The following is a 14,567-nucleotide window of genomic DNA, read 5'->3' on the forward strand; positions in this document are numbered from 1 at the left end:
CGCGCGCGGCGGCCGAGCCCGCGCAGGCGAACCGCACGGCCGGCGCCGGTGCGATGCGCCGCGTGCGCGCCGATACGCTGAACCGGCTGCTGAGCCTGTCGGGCGAGTCGCTCGTCGAATCGCGTTGGCTCAAGCCGTTCGCCGAGTCGATGCTGCGCGTGAAGCGCGCGCAGCGCGATGCCGCGCGCGCGCTGGACCTCGTGTACGAGCAGTTCGCGGACGAGCTCGACGCGGGCGTGCTCGCGTCGATGAACGAAGTGCGGCACATGCTGAACGATCTGCAGCGTTCGTTCGCCGAGCGGATGGACGAGTTCGACCGCTTCGAGCGACGCAGCACGCACATCGCGGAGCAGCTGTACGACGAGGCGCTGCAGTGCCGGATGCGGCCGTTCGGCGACGCGACGCGCGCGTATCCGCGCATCGTCCGCGATCTCGCACGCTCGCTCGGCAAGCAGGTGCGGTTCTCGATCGTCGGCGAAGCCACGCAGGTCGACCGCGACATCCTCGACCTGCTCGACGCGCCGCTCGGCCATCTGCTGCGCAATGCGATCGACCACGGCGTCGAGTCGCCCGAGGTGCGGCGCGCGCGCGGCAAGCCGGCCGAGGCGAGCGTCACGCTCGAGGCGCGCCATAGCGCGGGGTCGCTGCTCGTCAGCGTGATCGACGACGGCCCGGGCGTCGACATGGACGCGCTGCGCGCGGCCATCGTGCGCCAGCATCTGACCGACGACGAGACGGCCGCGCGGCTGTCCGACCCCGAGCTGCTCGAATTTCTGCTGCTGCCCGGCTTTTCGATGCGCGACGCGGTGACCGACGTGTCGGGCCGCGGCGTCGGCCTCGACGCCGTGCAGGAAATGGTGCGCAGCGTGCGCGGTGCGGTGCGCATCTTCAACGAGCCGGGCGCGGGCATGCGCTTCGTGCTGCAGCTGCCGCTCACGCTGTCGGTGATCCGCAGCCTGCTGGTCGAGGTCGGCGGCGAACCGTACGCGTTCCCGCTCGCGCACGTGCGCCGCACGCTCGAACTCGCGCACGAGGACATCGACGTGCTCGAAGGGCAGCCGCATTTCCCGTTCGACGGCCGGCGCGCGGGGCTCGTCGCCGCGCATCAGCTGCTCGATGCGGGCGAGCCGGACGCGTCGCGCGCGACCACGGCGGTCGTCGTGGTCGGCGGCGAGCCGGAGCTGTACGGCGTCGCGGTCGACCGCTTCCTCGGCGAGCGCATGCTGGTCGTGCAGCCGCTCGACAGCCGCCTGCACAAGATCCAGAACATCGCGGCCGGCGCGCTGCTCGAGAACGGCGATCCGGTGCTGATCGTCGACGTCGAGGATCTGATTCGCTCGGTCGACAAGCTCGTGCGCGGCGGGCAGCTTGCGAAGCTCACGCGCGATCCGCAGCTCGCGTACGCGGATCGCCGCCGCCGCGTGCTGGTCGTCGACGATTCGCTGACCGTGCGCGAACTCGAGCGCAAGCTGCTCGAGAAGCGCGGCTACGACGTGACCGTCGCCGTCGACGGAATGGACGGCTGGAACGCGGTGCGCGGCGAAGCGTTCGATCTCGTCGTGACCGACGTCGACATGCCGCGGATGGACGGCATCGAGCTCGTCACGCTGATCAAGAACGATCCGCTGCTGCAGCGCGTGCCGGTCATGATCGTGTCGTACAAGGACCGCGACGAGGATCGTCGTCGCGGGCTCGACGCCGGCGCCGACTACTACCTCGCGAAGAGCAGCTTCCACGACGAGGCGCTGCTCGACGCGGTGCACGACCTGATCGGGGATGCGCGCGGATGAACATCGGCATCGTCAACGATCTGCCGCTCGCGGTCGAGGCACTGCGCCGCGTGCTCGCGCAGCGGCCCGATCATCGCGTGCTGTGGGTCGCGGCGGACGGCGACGAGGCCGTCGATTTCTGTGTCGCGCACCCGCCCGATCTCGTGCTGATGGATCTCGTGATGCCGCGGCTCGACGGCGTCGCCGCGACGCGTGCCATCATGGCGCGTGCGCCATGCGCGATCCTGATCGTCACCGCGAGCGTCAGCGCGAATACGTCGTCGGTCTACGAGGCGATGGGCGCGGGCGCGCTCGACGCCGTCGACACGCCGACGCTCGCGCTCGGGCTCTCGGCCGATGCGCCGCCGCAGCCGCTGCTCGCGAAGATCGACCAGATCGGCCGGCTGCTCGATAGCCGCGCACCGGCGTTCGTGCCGCTCCGGCCGCCGGTGGGCGCGCAGCGTCAGCCGACGCTCGTCGCGATCGGCGCGTCGGCCGGCGGCCCGACCGCGCTCGCCACGCTGCTGCGGACGCTGCCCGCCGATTTCCCGGCCGCGATCGTGATCGTCCAGCACGTCGACCAGGCGTTCGCGCTCGGCATGGCCGAATGGCTCGACGGCCACACGCGGCTGCCGGTGCGCGTCGCGCGGCACGGCTGTACGCCGCGCGCCGGCGAGGTGCTGCTCGCGGCGACCAACGATCATCTGTGTCTGTCGTCGCGCGGCGTGCTCGGCTACACGCGCGAACCGGCCGACACGCCGTATCGGCCGTCGATCGACGTGTTCTTCGACAGCGTCGCCGAGTGCTGGCGCGGCGACGCGCTCGGCGTGCTGCTGACCGGCATGGGCCGCGACGGCGCGCTCGGGCTCAAGGCGATGCGCGCGAAGGGCTGCTATACGATCGCGCAGGACGAAGCGACGAGCGCCGTGTACGGGATGCCGAAGGCGGCTGCCGCGATCGGCGCGGCATCGGCGATCCTGCCGCTCGACCGGATTGCGCCGCAGCTGATCGCGCGCGTCGCGCGCCGCGCCGCGCGTCCGTGAGGCGGGCCGCGCGGTGCGGTCGCAGCGCGCGCAGCGCGTTGCGTGCGCGGGACGGCGTCGCGTACAATGGCCGCCTTGCGGAGATGGCATGCCTCCGTGCGGCGGTTTTCCGCGCATCGTGCGCGCCGATCCGCTGCTCAACCGCCGGTTCGTCCGGCTGATGATGCCTGCGTGTTCCTGGGTGTCAGGAGGTCGCAGGCCGTCCACGCGGTGTTCTGCCGCCCGGGTTTGATGTCCTGTCGAATCTGGAAACCATGTTTTTCTCGACTTCTGCCGATTTTTTCGCGACGGTGCGCTACGTCTGCCGCTGGCTCGCGCTGTCGATCCTGCTCGGTGCGCTCGCCGGGTCGGCTTCCGCCCTGTTCCTGGTCGCGCTCGACTGGGCGACCGGTACGCGCGTCGCGCATCCGTGGCTGCTCTGGGGATTGCCCGCGGCCGGCTTCGCGACCGGCTGGGTCTACCATCGCTTCGGCCAGCCGGTGGCGCGTGGCAACAATCTGCTGATCGACGAGATTCACGATCCGAAGGCACTCGTGCCGAAGCGGATGGCGCCGCTCGTGCTCGCCGCGACCGTCGTCACGCATCTGTTCGGCGGCTCCGCCGGCCGCGAGGGCACCGCCGTGCAGATGGGCGGCGCGCTGGCCGATCGCGTCACGCACGCGTTTCGGCTCGATCGCGAGCATCGGCGCGTGCTGCTGATGGGCGGGATCGCGGCCGGCTTTTCGTCGGTGTTCGGCACGCCGCTCGCGGGCGCGGTGTTCGGGCTCGAAGTGCTCGCGATCGGCCGGCTGCGCTACGACGCGCTGCTCGCGTGCGTCGCGTCGGCGATCGTCGCGGACGTCGTGTGCCGCGCGTGGGGCGTGCATCACACCGTCTATGCGGTGCCGTTCGTGCCGGCCGTCTCGGCGGCCGGGCTCGCCGCGACCGTCGTGGCCGGCATCGCGTTCGGCGCGGTCGGGCGGCTGTTCGCCCATGCGACGCATGCGCTCGCGGCCGGCTTCCGGCGCGCGATCCGCTATGCGCCGCTGCAGCCGGTGCTGGGCGGCGTGCTGGTGGCGGCCGCCGCGACCGCGCTGAACGTGCCGCAGTATCTGGGTCTCGGCATTCCGACGATCGAGGCCGCGTTTCGCGGCCCGCTGCCCGTGTACGACTTCGCGGGCAAGTTCGCGTTTACCGTCGTCACGCTCGCGTCGGGCTTCAAGGGCGGCGAAGTGACGCCGCTGTTCTATATCGGCGCGACGCTCGGCAACGCGCTCGGGCACGTGCTTGCGCTCCCGGTGCCGGTGCTCGCGGCGCTCGGCTTCGTCGCGGTGTTCGCGGGCGCGGCGAATACGCCGATCGCGTCGACGATCATGGCGATCGAACTGTTCGGCGCGGATATCGGCGTGTATGCGATCGTCGCCTGTGTCGTCGCGTATCTGTTTTCCGGGCATGCGGGCATCTATCGCGCGCAGCGCGTCGCGGTCGGGAAGGGGGCGCAGGCGGGACAGGAGTGACGTGGCGCGGCGGGGCGCGGCCCCGCCTGCGGTCCGACGCGATGCAGCGCGTCGCGACACGACACGACACGACACGACACGACACGGTTCCCCCGCGTCGCATCGCGCATTCCATCACGCAGTCGCCCGTTGGCCGAGCGGTCCGGCTTTGTCGTCGGCGACGCGCCGCGGCGGATCGGCCAGCCCCTTCGCGAGCTCGAGCGCCTGCCGTTCGAACAGCCGACGGTAGACGCCGCCGTCGATGCGGATCAGCGCGTCGTGGCTGCCTTCCTCGATCACCTTGCCGCGATCGAGTACGAGCAGCCGGTCGAGCGCGCGCACGGTCGATAGCCGGTGCGCGACGACGAGCGTCGTGCGGCCGACCACCAGCCGCTCCATCGCCTGCTGGATCAGCACCTCGCTTTCGCTGTCGAGGCTCGACGTCGCTTCGTCGAGAATCAGGATCGGCGCGTCGGCGAGGAACGCGCGCGCGATCGCGACGCGCTGACGCTCGCCGCCCGACAGCTTGATGCCGCGTTCGCCGACGAGCGTGTCGTAGCCGTCCGGCAGCGCGGCGATGAAATCGTGCGCGCTGGCCAGCCGCGCCGCGCGCTCGATATCGGCGCGGCTCGCGTCGGGACGCGCATACGCGATGTTCTCCGCGAGCGTGCGGTGAAACAGCATCGGCTCCTGCTGGACGATCGCGATCTGGCTGCGCAGCGAATCCTGGCGCACCTGCGCGATGTCCTGTCCGTCGATCACGATGCGTCCGCCCGACACGTCATAGAGCCGCTGGATCAGCTTGATGAACGTCGTCTTGCCCGATCCCGAATGGCCGACGAGGCCCACGCGCTCGCCCGGCGCGATGCGCATCGAGAAGTCGTCGTACAGCGGCTCCGGATGATTGTCGTAGCGGAACGTCACGTGCTCGAAGTGGATCTCGCCTTCGCCGATGCGGATCGCGGGCGCGTTCGGCCGATCCTCGATGCCGAGCGGCTGACGTTCGAGCGCGACGAGCTCTTCCATGTCGTTGACCGACCGCTGCAGGTTGCGGATATGCATGCCGACATCGCGCAGATAGCCCTGCAGCATGAAGAACATCGTCAGCGCGAACGCGATGTCGCCGACGCTCGCTTCGTCGTTCGCCCACAGCCGCAGCGCGACGCCGATCATCGCGGCCTGCATCGCGACGAGCATCGCGCCCTGCAGCCCGCCGTTCAGCGTGCCGCGCACCCACGTGCGGCGCGTGCGCTGCCGCCACTTGCCGATCACGCGCGCGAGCCGCGCTTCCTCGCGCGTTTCCGCGCCGAACGCCTTGACGACGGCGTTGCAGCTGACCGCATCGGCGAGCGCACCGCCCATCCGCGTGTCCCAGAGGTTGCCGAGCCGCGCCGCCGGCGCGACGATGCGGAGCGACACGGCGACCGTCACCGTGATGTACAGCAGCGAACCCGCGCCGACGACGAGCCCCATCACCGGCCAGTGCGTGCCGAGCAGCACGGTCGCGCCGACGAGCATCGTCACCGACGGCAGCAGCGCGATCAGCACGGTGTCGTTCAGCAGGTCGAGCGCCCAGATGCCGCGCGTGATCTTGCGCACGGTCGAGCCGGCGAAGCTGTTCGCGTGCCAGTCGGTCGAGAAGCGCTGCACGCGATGGAACGACGCGGCGGCGATCTCGCTCATCATCTTCAGCGTCAGCGTGATGATGTTCAGATAGACGCCCTGGCGCAGCAGCGTCGCGCCGATGCCGAGCGCGGCGAGCGTGCCGAACGCGACGAGCGCCGCATGCCAGGCGGCCGCGCGGTCGGCGAGGCCGGCCGACAGCGCGTCGACGAGCCGGCCGGCGAACAGCGGCGTGAGCACGTCGGCGAGCGCGGCGAGCAGCGCGAACGACGCGACGACGGCGATGCGCGCCGGCTGCCGGCGCCAATAGCGGAAAGTGAAGCCGAAGACGGCCCGGAATGCGTGGCCGCCCAGATGGGTGGTTTTTCTGGTCATGTATTGTTGCCCGGCGCATCGCGCGACGGGACTTTCCGGTTCGGAGAACGTCGAAAACGCAACAGCCGGAACCGCGTGCATCGCGCGGCGAAACGGAAAACGGGGCTGTCGGGACAGTGCGCGGGCAGGCGGACTAGCGAAACATCCGGGAGCCGGCGCGGACGGCGCGCTGAATCAGCGGTGCCGTGAGACCACGTTCGGGAAGGCGGCTGGCATTCGGAACATCTGCACCTCCCTGAAGTGAACGGTTGAAAGGACGCCGAAAAGACGTGACGCGATTCTATCAGCGTTGTCCGATCCGTCGCAACGTTCGACGAAGCGGCTGTTGCGACGTCGATACGGTTAATATTCGGGGTTTTGTCCCTGCTTCAGCGGATCGCGCGGCGCGCTGCGCCAACGCGGCGCGGTCCGCCCGGATTCACCCCGATTCATTCCGAGGAAACGATGAGCGACGTTCAGCACGGCATCCTGGCTCCGATCGATACGGCGGCCCGATACCTGACCTTCACGAATTCGAACGACGGCAACGTCGCGGCGGCGCTTGCCGCGCTGCGCGAATGCGTCGACGGACGCGACACGGTGGTCGGGTTCGGGCACTCGCTCGCTGCGTACATCGGCCGTCCGATTCCGGGGCTGACCGACTATCCGGCGTTCGCGGTGAACGACCGCACGCTGCCCGCGACGCCGGCCGACATCTGGGTATGGCTGCGCGGCGACGATCGTGGCGATCTCGTGCTGCGTTCGCGCGCGATCGAGCGTGCGCTCGCGCCCGCGTTCGTGCTGCAGGACGCGGTGGACGGATTCCGCTATTCGAACGACCGCGATCTGTCCGGCTACGAGGACGGCACGGAGAATCCGGTCGGCGACGCCGCACGTGCCGCCGCGATCGTGAGCGGGCAGGGCGCGGGGCTCGACGGCGGCAGCTTCGTCGCCGTTCAGCAGTGGCTGCACGACTTCGACCGGATGGAGCGCATCGCGCCGCACGACATGGACCACATCGTCGGCCGCCGCCGCTCGGACAACGAGGAACTCGACGACGCGCCCGCGTTCGCGCACGTGAAGCGCACCGCGCAGGAGAGCTTCGAGCCCGAGGCGTTCATGCTGCGCCGCTCGTCGCCGTGGTCGGACGCGCGCCGTGCCGGCCTGTACTTCGTCGCGTTCGGCCATTCGTTCCGGGCGTTCGACGTGCAGATGCGCCGGATGAGCGGCGCGGACGACGGCATCGTCGACGGGCTGTTCCGTTTCACGCGGCCGCTGACGGGCGCGTATTTCTGGTGTCCGCCGATGAAGGACGGCAAGCTCGATCTGTCGGCGTTCGGGCTGTGAGCGCGCTGCGGCGCGCAAGCGAACGGGCGGGTGCGCACGACGTGCGACCCGCCCGTTTCGTTGTGGACGCGCGATGCGCCGGACGACGCGGCTTCAGCGCAACGTCGTCTCGATCCGCGTACCGCGCTTGATGAACAGCGTGACCGGCGTCTTCTCGCAGATTTCCGCGAGACGCTGGCGCTGCGCGTCGTCGAGCGTGCCGTCGAGCGCGACCGTGCGGCGCACGTACTGCAGGCCTTCGCGATCGGCGTGCAGCTCGGTATGCACGTCGATCCGCACGGCCGGCCACTGCTTGCGCTGCATGTACATGCGCAGCGTCGCGGCCGTGCATTGCGCGAGGCCCGCGAGGACGAACTCGTACGGCGCCGGCCCGACGTTGCGGCCGCCTTCGCGTTCGCCTTCGTCGCCGGTCAGCGCGTGCGAACCGGCCTGCACGCGAACGACATAGTCGGGCGCGTCGGCATCGAGCGTGGCGGCGGCGTGGATCAGCGACATGATGAATCTCCGGTAGCGATGGCGCGCGCCGCGGCGCGGCGTGCGAGCCGCCAGCATACCGCCGCTGCGGCGATCGTGCGCGTAGCGCGCGGCGCACCCCGTGCGAGACACGTGCAGGCGACGCGCCGTACACGATTCAGCAGCGGCATACCGGCCGCCTGCCGTGCCCTGTAGTAATCCGCCATCATGCTGTCCGCGTCGGCCAACTCGCGCGCAAGCGGCGACGCGTTCGGCTAAGATGCCGTCGCTTCATAAATTGAGATAACCGTCCTGTCGCCAGCATTCAAAACCACTATAAGCCGGACAGTTCGACGGGATTACAAGAAGTCGGAACGAGTCGGGGGCTTGGCACGTGGACGCAGCAGATGCAGCAGATCAGCGGTGGGTCGTTATCTATTTGAGCGCGGGATTTTCGTTGGCGCAGGCCGCGCGGCTCGGCGAGGCGTTCAATCTGGCCAATCGCCTGCATGCGTTCGGTGCGGATTATCAGCCGAAGTACGTATCGGAAAGCGGCGGGCTCGTGACGTCGTCGTCGGGCGTGCGGATCGCCGTCGATCCGCTCGGCGACGAGCATGCCCGTCGGGCGATCGCGTTCTTTCATCTGCACGGCGAGCGGGCGAGCGTGCGTCGCGATGAGGCATTGCACCGGCGCCTGAGCGAGATCCGTCGGCACGCGCGATGGATCGTCGATGCGATGGACCTGCCCGCGCTCGCGGCGGTGTCCGTGCCGACGCGGCGCAATGGGTCGGCTTCGCATGCGCAGGAGGCGCCGCATGCGGTATCGGGTGCGGCCGAGTTGCAACAAGCGGACACCGCCGTGTTCACGGCCGCGCTCGACATGTTTCGCGCCGACCTCGGCGACAGCGTAGCCGAGGAAATCGCGTCGAACCTGCTGCGCCCCGTCGAGCAGCGCTATGTGCAGTCGATGTGGGCGTTTCGCGAACTGAGCGCGAGCCCGCCGATCCGGATGTCGGCGCAGCGGCTGCGCGTGCAGAGCGTCGAGCGCGTGTCGATTGCGCAGATCGCGCGCGCGGCCGCGATGAGCGAGCGCAATTTCCTGCGGCGCTTCAAGAAGGAGATCGGCGTGACGCCGACCGAGTTCGTGCAGCACGTGCGCCTCGAGCGGGCGTGTCACATGCTCGTTCATACGATGCTGCCGGCCGACAAGGTCGCGCGCCGCACGGGCTTCGGCAGCGGCGAGCGTCTCGCGAAGCTGTTTCGTCAGCGCATGCTGATGTCGCCGACGGAATTTCGCGTCGCCGAACGCGAACGGATGCTCGCGAACGGCGCCGCCTTGCCGGCGCCCGAGATCGCGCGCGTGAACGGCGTGCCGCCGCCGCATCGGATCGTGCGCGACGACGCGCACGAAAAAACGGGCCGGATATCCGTAAAATCGCCGTATCGCGATTTCGAGCCCCGGTTTCCATGCGCTTCCTCCCCACCACCGCTACTGCGCCGTTCTGCCCGTCGGAAGTAAAGGGCAGCATCACGATCGAGGCCGGCGCGTCGCGCTGGCTGAAGCTCAAGCGTTTCTTCGGACCGGGCCTGCTCGTCGCGATCGGCTACATGGACCCCGGCAACTGGGCGACCGACATCCAGGCCGGCTCGCAGTTCGGCTATGCGCTGCTGTGGGTCGTCGCGCTGTCGAGCGTCTCCGCGATCTTCCTGCAGATGCTCGCCGCGCGGCTCGGCCTCGTCGCCGGCCGCGATCTCGCGCAGGCGAGCTACGACCGTTACGGACCGTTCGGACGCGTCGTGCAGTGGCTGACGGCCGAGGTCTCGATCATCGCCTGCGACATCGCCGAAGTGCTGGGCTGCGCGCTCGCGTTCAAGCTGCTGCTCGGCGTGCCGCTTGCGTGGGGCATCGTGCTGACCGCGCTCGACACGGTGATCGTGCTCGGTCTGCAGGGCAAGGGCGTTCGCCAGATCGAGGCGATCGTGCTGGCGCTGATCGCGACGATGGCGTTCTGCTTCGTCGCGCAGGTCGCGATCACGCCGCCCGACTGGCGCGCCGTCGCCGCCGGCCTCGTACCGGGCGCGCCGGGCCACGACCGCCACGACGCGGTCGTGCTCGCGCTCGGCATCGTCGGCGCGACGATCATGCCGCACAACCTCTATCTGCATTCGTCGGTCGTGCAGACGCGGCGCGTGATCGGCGGCGCGCGCGGCACGATCCGCGACACGCTCGCGCTGGTGCGCATCGACACCTGCGTGTCGCTGTTCGTCGCGATGCTCGTGAACGCGGCGATCCTGATCGTCGCGGCCGCCGCGTTCCATGCGACGGGTCAGACGCACGTGACCGACATCGAGCAGGCGTACAGCCTGATTACGCCGATCGCGGGCGGCGCGGCCGCGCTGCTGTTCGGCATCGCGCTGCTCGCATCGGGCCAGAGCTCGACGCTGACGGGCACGATCGCCGGCCAGGTCATCATGGACGGCTTCCTGCACATGAAGATTCCGTGCTACCAGCGCCGGCTGATCACTCGCGGGCTCGCGCTGGTGCCCGCGCTGATCGGCGTATTGTGGCTTGGCGAACATTCGGTCGGCCGACTGCTCGTATGGAGCCAGGTGCTGCTGAGCCTGCAGCTGCCGTTCGCGATGTGGCCGCTGATCCGTTCGGTCAGCGATCGCGCGACAATGGGCGAGCACACGATCAGCCGCGGCATGCAGGCGCTCGCATGGGTGCTGTTCGCGGCGATCACCGGAACGAATCTGCTGCTGATCAGCGGTGTCGCGGGCTGATACAGCCTGACACACGCTGACACAGACGCCCCGCGCGCATGCGTTAAACTGCGCGCTTTCAGCCGTCGTGCGAATGCAATATGTGGAGTCAAATCAGCAACATAGGCGATGCCGCGTTGACCTTGCCGATCGCGCTCACGTGCGCGGGGTGGCTCGCGGTGTCGAACTGGCGGCTCGCGGTGCGCTGGATCGCGCTGCTCGCGGCCGGCATGGCGCTCGTCGGTGCGACGAAGATCCTCTATGCGGGCTGCGGCGTCGCGCTGCCGGCGTTCGATTTCCGGATGATCAGCGGCCATACGATGCTGTCGACGTCGGTCTGGACCGTGGCCCTCGCCATGCTGTGGCACGCGTTCCGGCCCGGCAGCGCGCCGGGCGTCGCGGCGGGCCTCGCGATCGGTGCGGTCACGGCCGTCGCACGCGTGTTCGACGATTCGCATACCGTTCCCGAAGTGATCGCCGGCTGGCTGCTCGGTGCGCTCGTCGCGATCGTGTTCGTGCGCGCCTACGTGCGCGCGCCGAAGCGGTCGTTCTCGCCGGGCGCCGCGGCCGTGTGTCTGCTGCTGGTGTCCGGTATCGCCTACGGCCATCGCGCGCCGTTCCAGCAGATGATCGATACGCACTCGCCGCAACTCTGCGCGTTCGTGCATCCGGCGCAGGCCGGCCGGTCCTGACCATCCACTCGCGTGGTGCGCCGGGCGGCGATCCGCGGCCCGGCCGCCACGACACGCTGCGCGTCGCGGCATCGATTCGCGACGACACTTCACGACAGGAGCCGTTCCCATCATGACAGCCGTTTCGCCGCGTCTCGCCGGCAAGTGTGCGTACATCACCGGTGCCGCGGGCGGCCTCGGCCGCGCGATCGCGCGCCGGATGGTCGAGCAGGGCGCGCGTGTCTTCCTGACCGACGTCGCCGATCGTGCGGCGCTCGACGCGTTCGCAGCGGAACTGAATGCGGGCCATGCGACGCCGGTCGCGTTCGCCGCCGAGCAGGACGTGCGCGACGAAGCGCGCTGGCAGACACTGCTGGCGCAGGCCAACGACGCGATGGGCGCGCTGTCGGTGCTCGTCAACAACGCGGGCGTCGGCTCGATCGCCGCGCCGGCGCAGATCGAACTCGACGAATGGCGGCGCGTGATGGCCGTAAACGTCGAAAGCATCGTGCTCGGCTGCAAGCATGCGCTGCCGTATCTGAGCGCGAGCCGCCCGGCGTCGATCGTCAACATCTCGTCGGTCGCCGCGTTCAAGGTCGAACCGGATTTCACCGCGTACAACGCGTCGAAGGCGGCGGTCGCGTCGCTGACGAAGTCGATCGCGATCGACTGCGCGCGGCGCGAACTCGACGTGCGCTGCAATTCGATTCATCCGGCGTTCATCCGCACAGGCATCATGGAGCCGCTGTTCCGCACGCTCGGCGAGCGCGATGCGACGCGCCGGCTCGCGCGCGGCATTCCGTTGCGCCGGCTCGGCGAACCGGACGACGTCGCGCATGCGGCCGTCTATCTCGCATCCGACGAGAGCCGTTTCATGACGGCCGCCGAACTCGTGCTCGACGGCGGGATGTGCGCGGTCTGACGCGCCCGGTACTGCGCGGCGGAATGGGCAAAAGTCCCGCTAAGCGCGCATCGATTTAGGAATCGTCCTATATCTCGTTCGGGTTCGCCTGTCTAAAGTGATGACCGGAAAACGACGCGGCGTGACGCATTCGTCACGCCGTTTTTATTTCGGCGCACGGCAGAAGGAGGGACGACATGCGGACGAACGGCAGGCGGCATGCGCGCGCGGCGAGGGGCCGATTGACGAGGTGCGGCGGCGCCTCGGTGTGGCAGGCGGCATTCGCTGCGTTGGGCGCCGTGCTGACGATCGCGAATGCCGCGGCCGCCCCGGCAACGGCGCCGGGCGGCATCGTGCGCTTCACCGGCGCGCTGGTCGACCGCTACGACGTGACGCTGGATCGCGCGCCGGTGGCGACGGTCGACAGCCAGCGCACCGCGGCCACGCTGCGTGTCGATGCGCAGGGCCGGCGGCTGCCCGGCGCGCAGCTGACGCTGATCGGCGCGGACGGCGCGCCGCTTGGCGAGCCCGCGCGTTCGCGCGTGCAGGTGGTGTGGCGCGAGGCGGGCGGCAGCCGCGCGATGCCCGTCGAGCGCGGCATGCAGCGTGTCGGCCCGCACGGCGGGACGTTGACGATCGCGGTGCCGGACGATGCTGGCAGTGCGCCCGTGCCGGTGATCGTCCGGATCGCGCATCCGTGACGCGCGGCCTGCCTGCGCCCGTCACGCTTCCTGTTCGGCGCGCGCGTAGATGTCCCAGCTCGCCATGAACAGCGCGGCGACGAGCGGCCCGATCACGAAGCCGTTGATGCCGAACAGCGCCATCCCGCCGAGCGTCGAGATCAGCACGACCCAGTCGGGCATCTTCGTGTCCTTGCCGACGAGGATCGGGCGCAGCAGGTTGTCGACGAGGCCGATCACGCCGACGCAGAACGCGACGAGGATCACGCACTTCCAGACCGCGCCGGTCGCGAGGAAGTAGAGCGCGGCCGGCACCCACACGAGGCTCGCGCCGATCGCGGGCAGCAGCGACAGGAACGCCATCAGCGCGCCCCACAGTACGACGCCCTGAATCCCGAGGATCCAGAAGATCAATCCGCCGAGAATGCCCTGCACGAGCGCGACCGCGATGTTGCCCTTGACGGTTGCGCGCACCACGGTCGTGAACTTCGCGAGCAGCAGGTTCTTGTGTTCTTCGTCGAGCGGCAGCGCGCGGCGCACGCGACGCCCGATCTCGCCGCCGTCGCGCAGCAGGAAGAACACCATGTAGAGCATCACGCCGAAGCTGACGATGAACTGGAACGTGTTCTGCCCGATGCTCAGCGCCTGGGCCGCCGCGAACTGGCTGATCGCCGCGGCGCCGTCGGTCAGCTTCTTCTGGATGCCGGGGATGTTGGTGAGCCCGTATTTCGCGAGCAGATGCTGGATCGACGTCGGCAGCGCGTGGATGACGTCCTGGAAGTACTTCGAATAATTCGGCTGCGCGTCCTTCAGCTCCTGGTACACGTAGGCGATTTCCTGCACGAGCGTCGCGGTGACGAACACGAGCGGCAGGATCACGATCAGGATGATCAGCGTCAGCGTCAGCAGCGCGGCCAGATTGCGGCGCTTGCCGAAGCGCGCCGCGAGCCAGCGCTGCACGGGCTGGAACAGGATCGCGAGAATGGTGCCCCAGAACACCGCGCCGAAGAACGGCGCGAGGACCCAGCATAGTCCGACGGTGACGGCGAACAGCAGGAAATAGAAGAGTTTTTGATGATCGTGTCCGCTATCCATGGGTGACATGTGCAGATTGATGCTTCGTTGTAGTGAATCGCGTGACCCGGCGTGCGATCGGCTCGCGAACGTCGTGGATTCGCGGACGAGCGCGCAGGGCGGCCCGTTCGGGAGTATCCCGTAAAAAGTGCCGCCATCATAGCCGCTGTCGCGGCCGACACGAAAACGCCGCGGCCGAGGCCGCGGCGTTGCGGTGGTAGGAGCGCGGCGCGGCGCGAGCCGCGCCGTGCGCAGCTTAGATGTGCAGGCGCGTGACCTTCGTGCCGTTGACCGACACGTCGCCCATCAGGCCGGCGTTGGTCAGCACGATGACCTGAACCGGCGCGGTGGCCGTGTTCGTGTCGACGGCGCCGTTCGCCCCCGTCTTCACGAGCGCGACCGATGCGCCGGCGC

The 14,567-nt window shown here is 69.3% G+C and carries 12 protein-coding genes and 1 riboswitch; of the genes, 9 read left to right on the forward strand and 3 right to left on the reverse strand.

The features are described from left to right. From HMPREF3115_RS23930 to HMPREF3115_RS23940, 3 genes are all read left to right on the forward strand, one after another. Window positions 1–1,790 (forward strand): hybrid sensor histidine kinase/response regulator (locus HMPREF3115_RS23930; RefSeq protein ID WP_070556365.1); only part of this gene is annotated, 1,790 nt, incomplete at its 5' end. Continuing rightward, window positions 1,787–2,812: a chemotaxis response regulator protein-glutamate methylesterase gene (locus HMPREF3115_RS23935; RefSeq protein ID WP_070556367.1), complete on the forward strand. Its 1,026-nt coding sequence runs from the start codon at window positions 1,787–1,789 to the stop codon at window positions 2,810–2,812. The genes HMPREF3115_RS23930 and HMPREF3115_RS23935, both read left to right, overlap by 4 nt. Window positions 2,813–2,882: 70 nt before the next feature. Then, a riboswitch (Fluoride riboswitch) is annotated at window positions 2,883–2,989 on the forward strand. A 77-nt stretch (window positions 2,990–3,066) separates the two neighbouring features. Continuing rightward, window positions 3,067–4,308, forward strand: a complete 1,242-nt coding sequence (locus HMPREF3115_RS23940; protein WP_070556369.1) for a voltage-gated chloride channel family protein — start codon at window positions 3,067–3,069, stop codon at window positions 4,306–4,308. Between the two features lie 114 nt (window positions 4,309–4,422). On the opposite strand, the gene HMPREF3115_RS23945 is transcribed toward HMPREF3115_RS23940, so the two are convergent. After that, on the reverse strand, window positions 4,423–6,285 hold the full coding sequence (locus HMPREF3115_RS23945) for an ABC transporter ATP-binding protein (protein ID WP_070556371.1): 1,863 nt from the start codon (window positions 6,283–6,285) through the stop codon (window positions 4,423–4,425). 444 nt (window positions 6,286–6,729) lie between these two features. On the opposite strand from HMPREF3115_RS23945, the gene HMPREF3115_RS23950 reads away from it, so the two are divergent. After that, the gene (locus HMPREF3115_RS23950; RefSeq protein WP_006409224.1) at window positions 6,730–7,611 is read left to right on the forward strand and encodes a Dyp-type peroxidase; all 882 of its coding nucleotides are present in this window, start codon (window positions 6,730–6,732) and stop codon (window positions 7,609–7,611) included. Between the two features lie 93 nt (window positions 7,612–7,704). On the opposite strand, the gene HMPREF3115_RS23955 is transcribed toward HMPREF3115_RS23950, so the two are convergent. After that, on the reverse strand, window positions 7,705–8,106 hold the full coding sequence (locus HMPREF3115_RS23955) for an OsmC family protein (protein ID WP_006404199.1): 402 nt from the start codon (window positions 8,104–8,106) through the stop codon (window positions 7,705–7,707). A gap of 415 nt (window positions 8,107–8,521) precedes the next feature. Here HMPREF3115_RS23955 and HMPREF3115_RS23960 point away from each other — a divergent pair, with 415 nt between their 5' ends. The 5 genes from HMPREF3115_RS23960 to HMPREF3115_RS23980 all read left to right on the forward strand — a co-directional run bounded on the left by HMPREF3115_RS23960 (window position 8,522) and on the right by HMPREF3115_RS23980 (window position 13,100). After that, a complete protein-coding gene (locus HMPREF3115_RS23960) occupies window positions 8,522–9,583 on the forward strand; it encodes a helix-turn-helix domain-containing protein (protein WP_070556373.1) in 1,062 nt (353 codons plus the stop codon). Then, window positions 9,532–10,848 carry an Nramp family divalent metal transporter gene (locus HMPREF3115_RS23965; protein WP_059940396.1) on the forward strand — a complete coding sequence of 439 codons (1,317 nt, stop codon included), beginning with the start codon at window positions 9,532–9,534 and terminating at the stop codon, window positions 10,846–10,848. Before HMPREF3115_RS23960 ends, HMPREF3115_RS23965 begins: the two co-directional genes overlap by 52 nt. Window positions 10,849–10,928: 80 nt before the next feature. Then, window positions 10,929–11,519, forward strand: coding sequence for a phosphatase PAP2 family protein (locus HMPREF3115_RS23970; protein WP_035487935.1), 591 nt, complete (start codon window positions 10,929–10,931; stop codon window positions 11,517–11,519). 112 nt (window positions 11,520–11,631) lie between these two features. Then, on the forward strand, window positions 11,632–12,420 hold the full coding sequence (locus HMPREF3115_RS23975) for an SDR family oxidoreductase (RefSeq protein ID WP_059940398.1): 789 nt from the start codon (window positions 11,632–11,634) through the stop codon (window positions 12,418–12,420). A 245-nt stretch (window positions 12,421–12,665) separates the two neighbouring features. Then, window positions 12,666–13,100, forward strand: coding sequence for a hypothetical protein (locus HMPREF3115_RS23980; RefSeq protein WP_256276413.1), 435 nt, complete (start codon window positions 12,666–12,668; stop codon window positions 13,098–13,100). A 21-nt stretch (window positions 13,101–13,121) separates the two neighbouring features. On the opposite strand, the gene HMPREF3115_RS23985 is transcribed toward HMPREF3115_RS23980, so the two are convergent. Continuing rightward, on the reverse strand, window positions 13,122–14,174 hold the full coding sequence (locus tag HMPREF3115_RS23985) for an AI-2E family transporter (RefSeq protein ID WP_070556377.1): 1,053 nt from the start codon (window positions 14,172–14,174) through the stop codon (window positions 13,122–13,124). Window positions 14,175–14,567 lie beyond the last annotated feature (393 nt).

Source organism: Burkholderia sp. HMSC10F09 (assembly GCF_001806955.1).
Lineage (GTDB): Bacteria > Pseudomonadota > Gammaproteobacteria > Burkholderiales > Burkholderiaceae > Burkholderia > Burkholderia multivorans.

Coding starts and splice junctions, on each gene's coding strand:
- HMPREF3115_RS23940 (WP_070556369.1), top strand. CDS start 3,067: ATGTTTTTCTCGACTTCTGCCGATTTTTTCGCGACGGTGCGCTACGTC.
- HMPREF3115_RS23945 (WP_070556371.1), bottom strand. CDS start 6,285: ATGACCAGAAAAACCACCCATCTGGGCGGCCACGCATTCCGGGCCGTC.
- HMPREF3115_RS23975 (WP_059940398.1), top strand. CDS start 11,632: ATGACAGCCGTTTCGCCGCGTCTCGCCGGCAAGTGTGCGTACATCACC.
- HMPREF3115_RS23985 (WP_070556377.1), bottom strand. CDS start 14,174: ATGGATAGCGGACACGATCATCAAAAACTCTTCTATTTCCTGCTGTTC.
- HMPREF3115_RS23950 (WP_006409224.1), top strand. CDS start 6,730: ATGAGCGACGTTCAGCACGGCATCCTGGCTCCGATCGATACGGCGGCC.
- HMPREF3115_RS23935 (WP_070556367.1), top strand. CDS start 1,787: ATGAACATCGGCATCGTCAACGATCTGCCGCTCGCGGTCGAGGCACTG.
- HMPREF3115_RS23965 (WP_059940396.1), top strand. CDS start 9,532: ATGCGCTTCCTCCCCACCACCGCTACTGCGCCGTTCTGCCCGTCGGAA.
- HMPREF3115_RS23955 (WP_006404199.1), bottom strand. CDS start 8,106: ATGTCGCTGATCCACGCCGCCGCCACGCTCGATGCCGACGCGCCCGAC.
- HMPREF3115_RS23970 (WP_035487935.1), top strand. CDS start 10,929: ATGTGGAGTCAAATCAGCAACATAGGCGATGCCGCGTTGACCTTGCCG.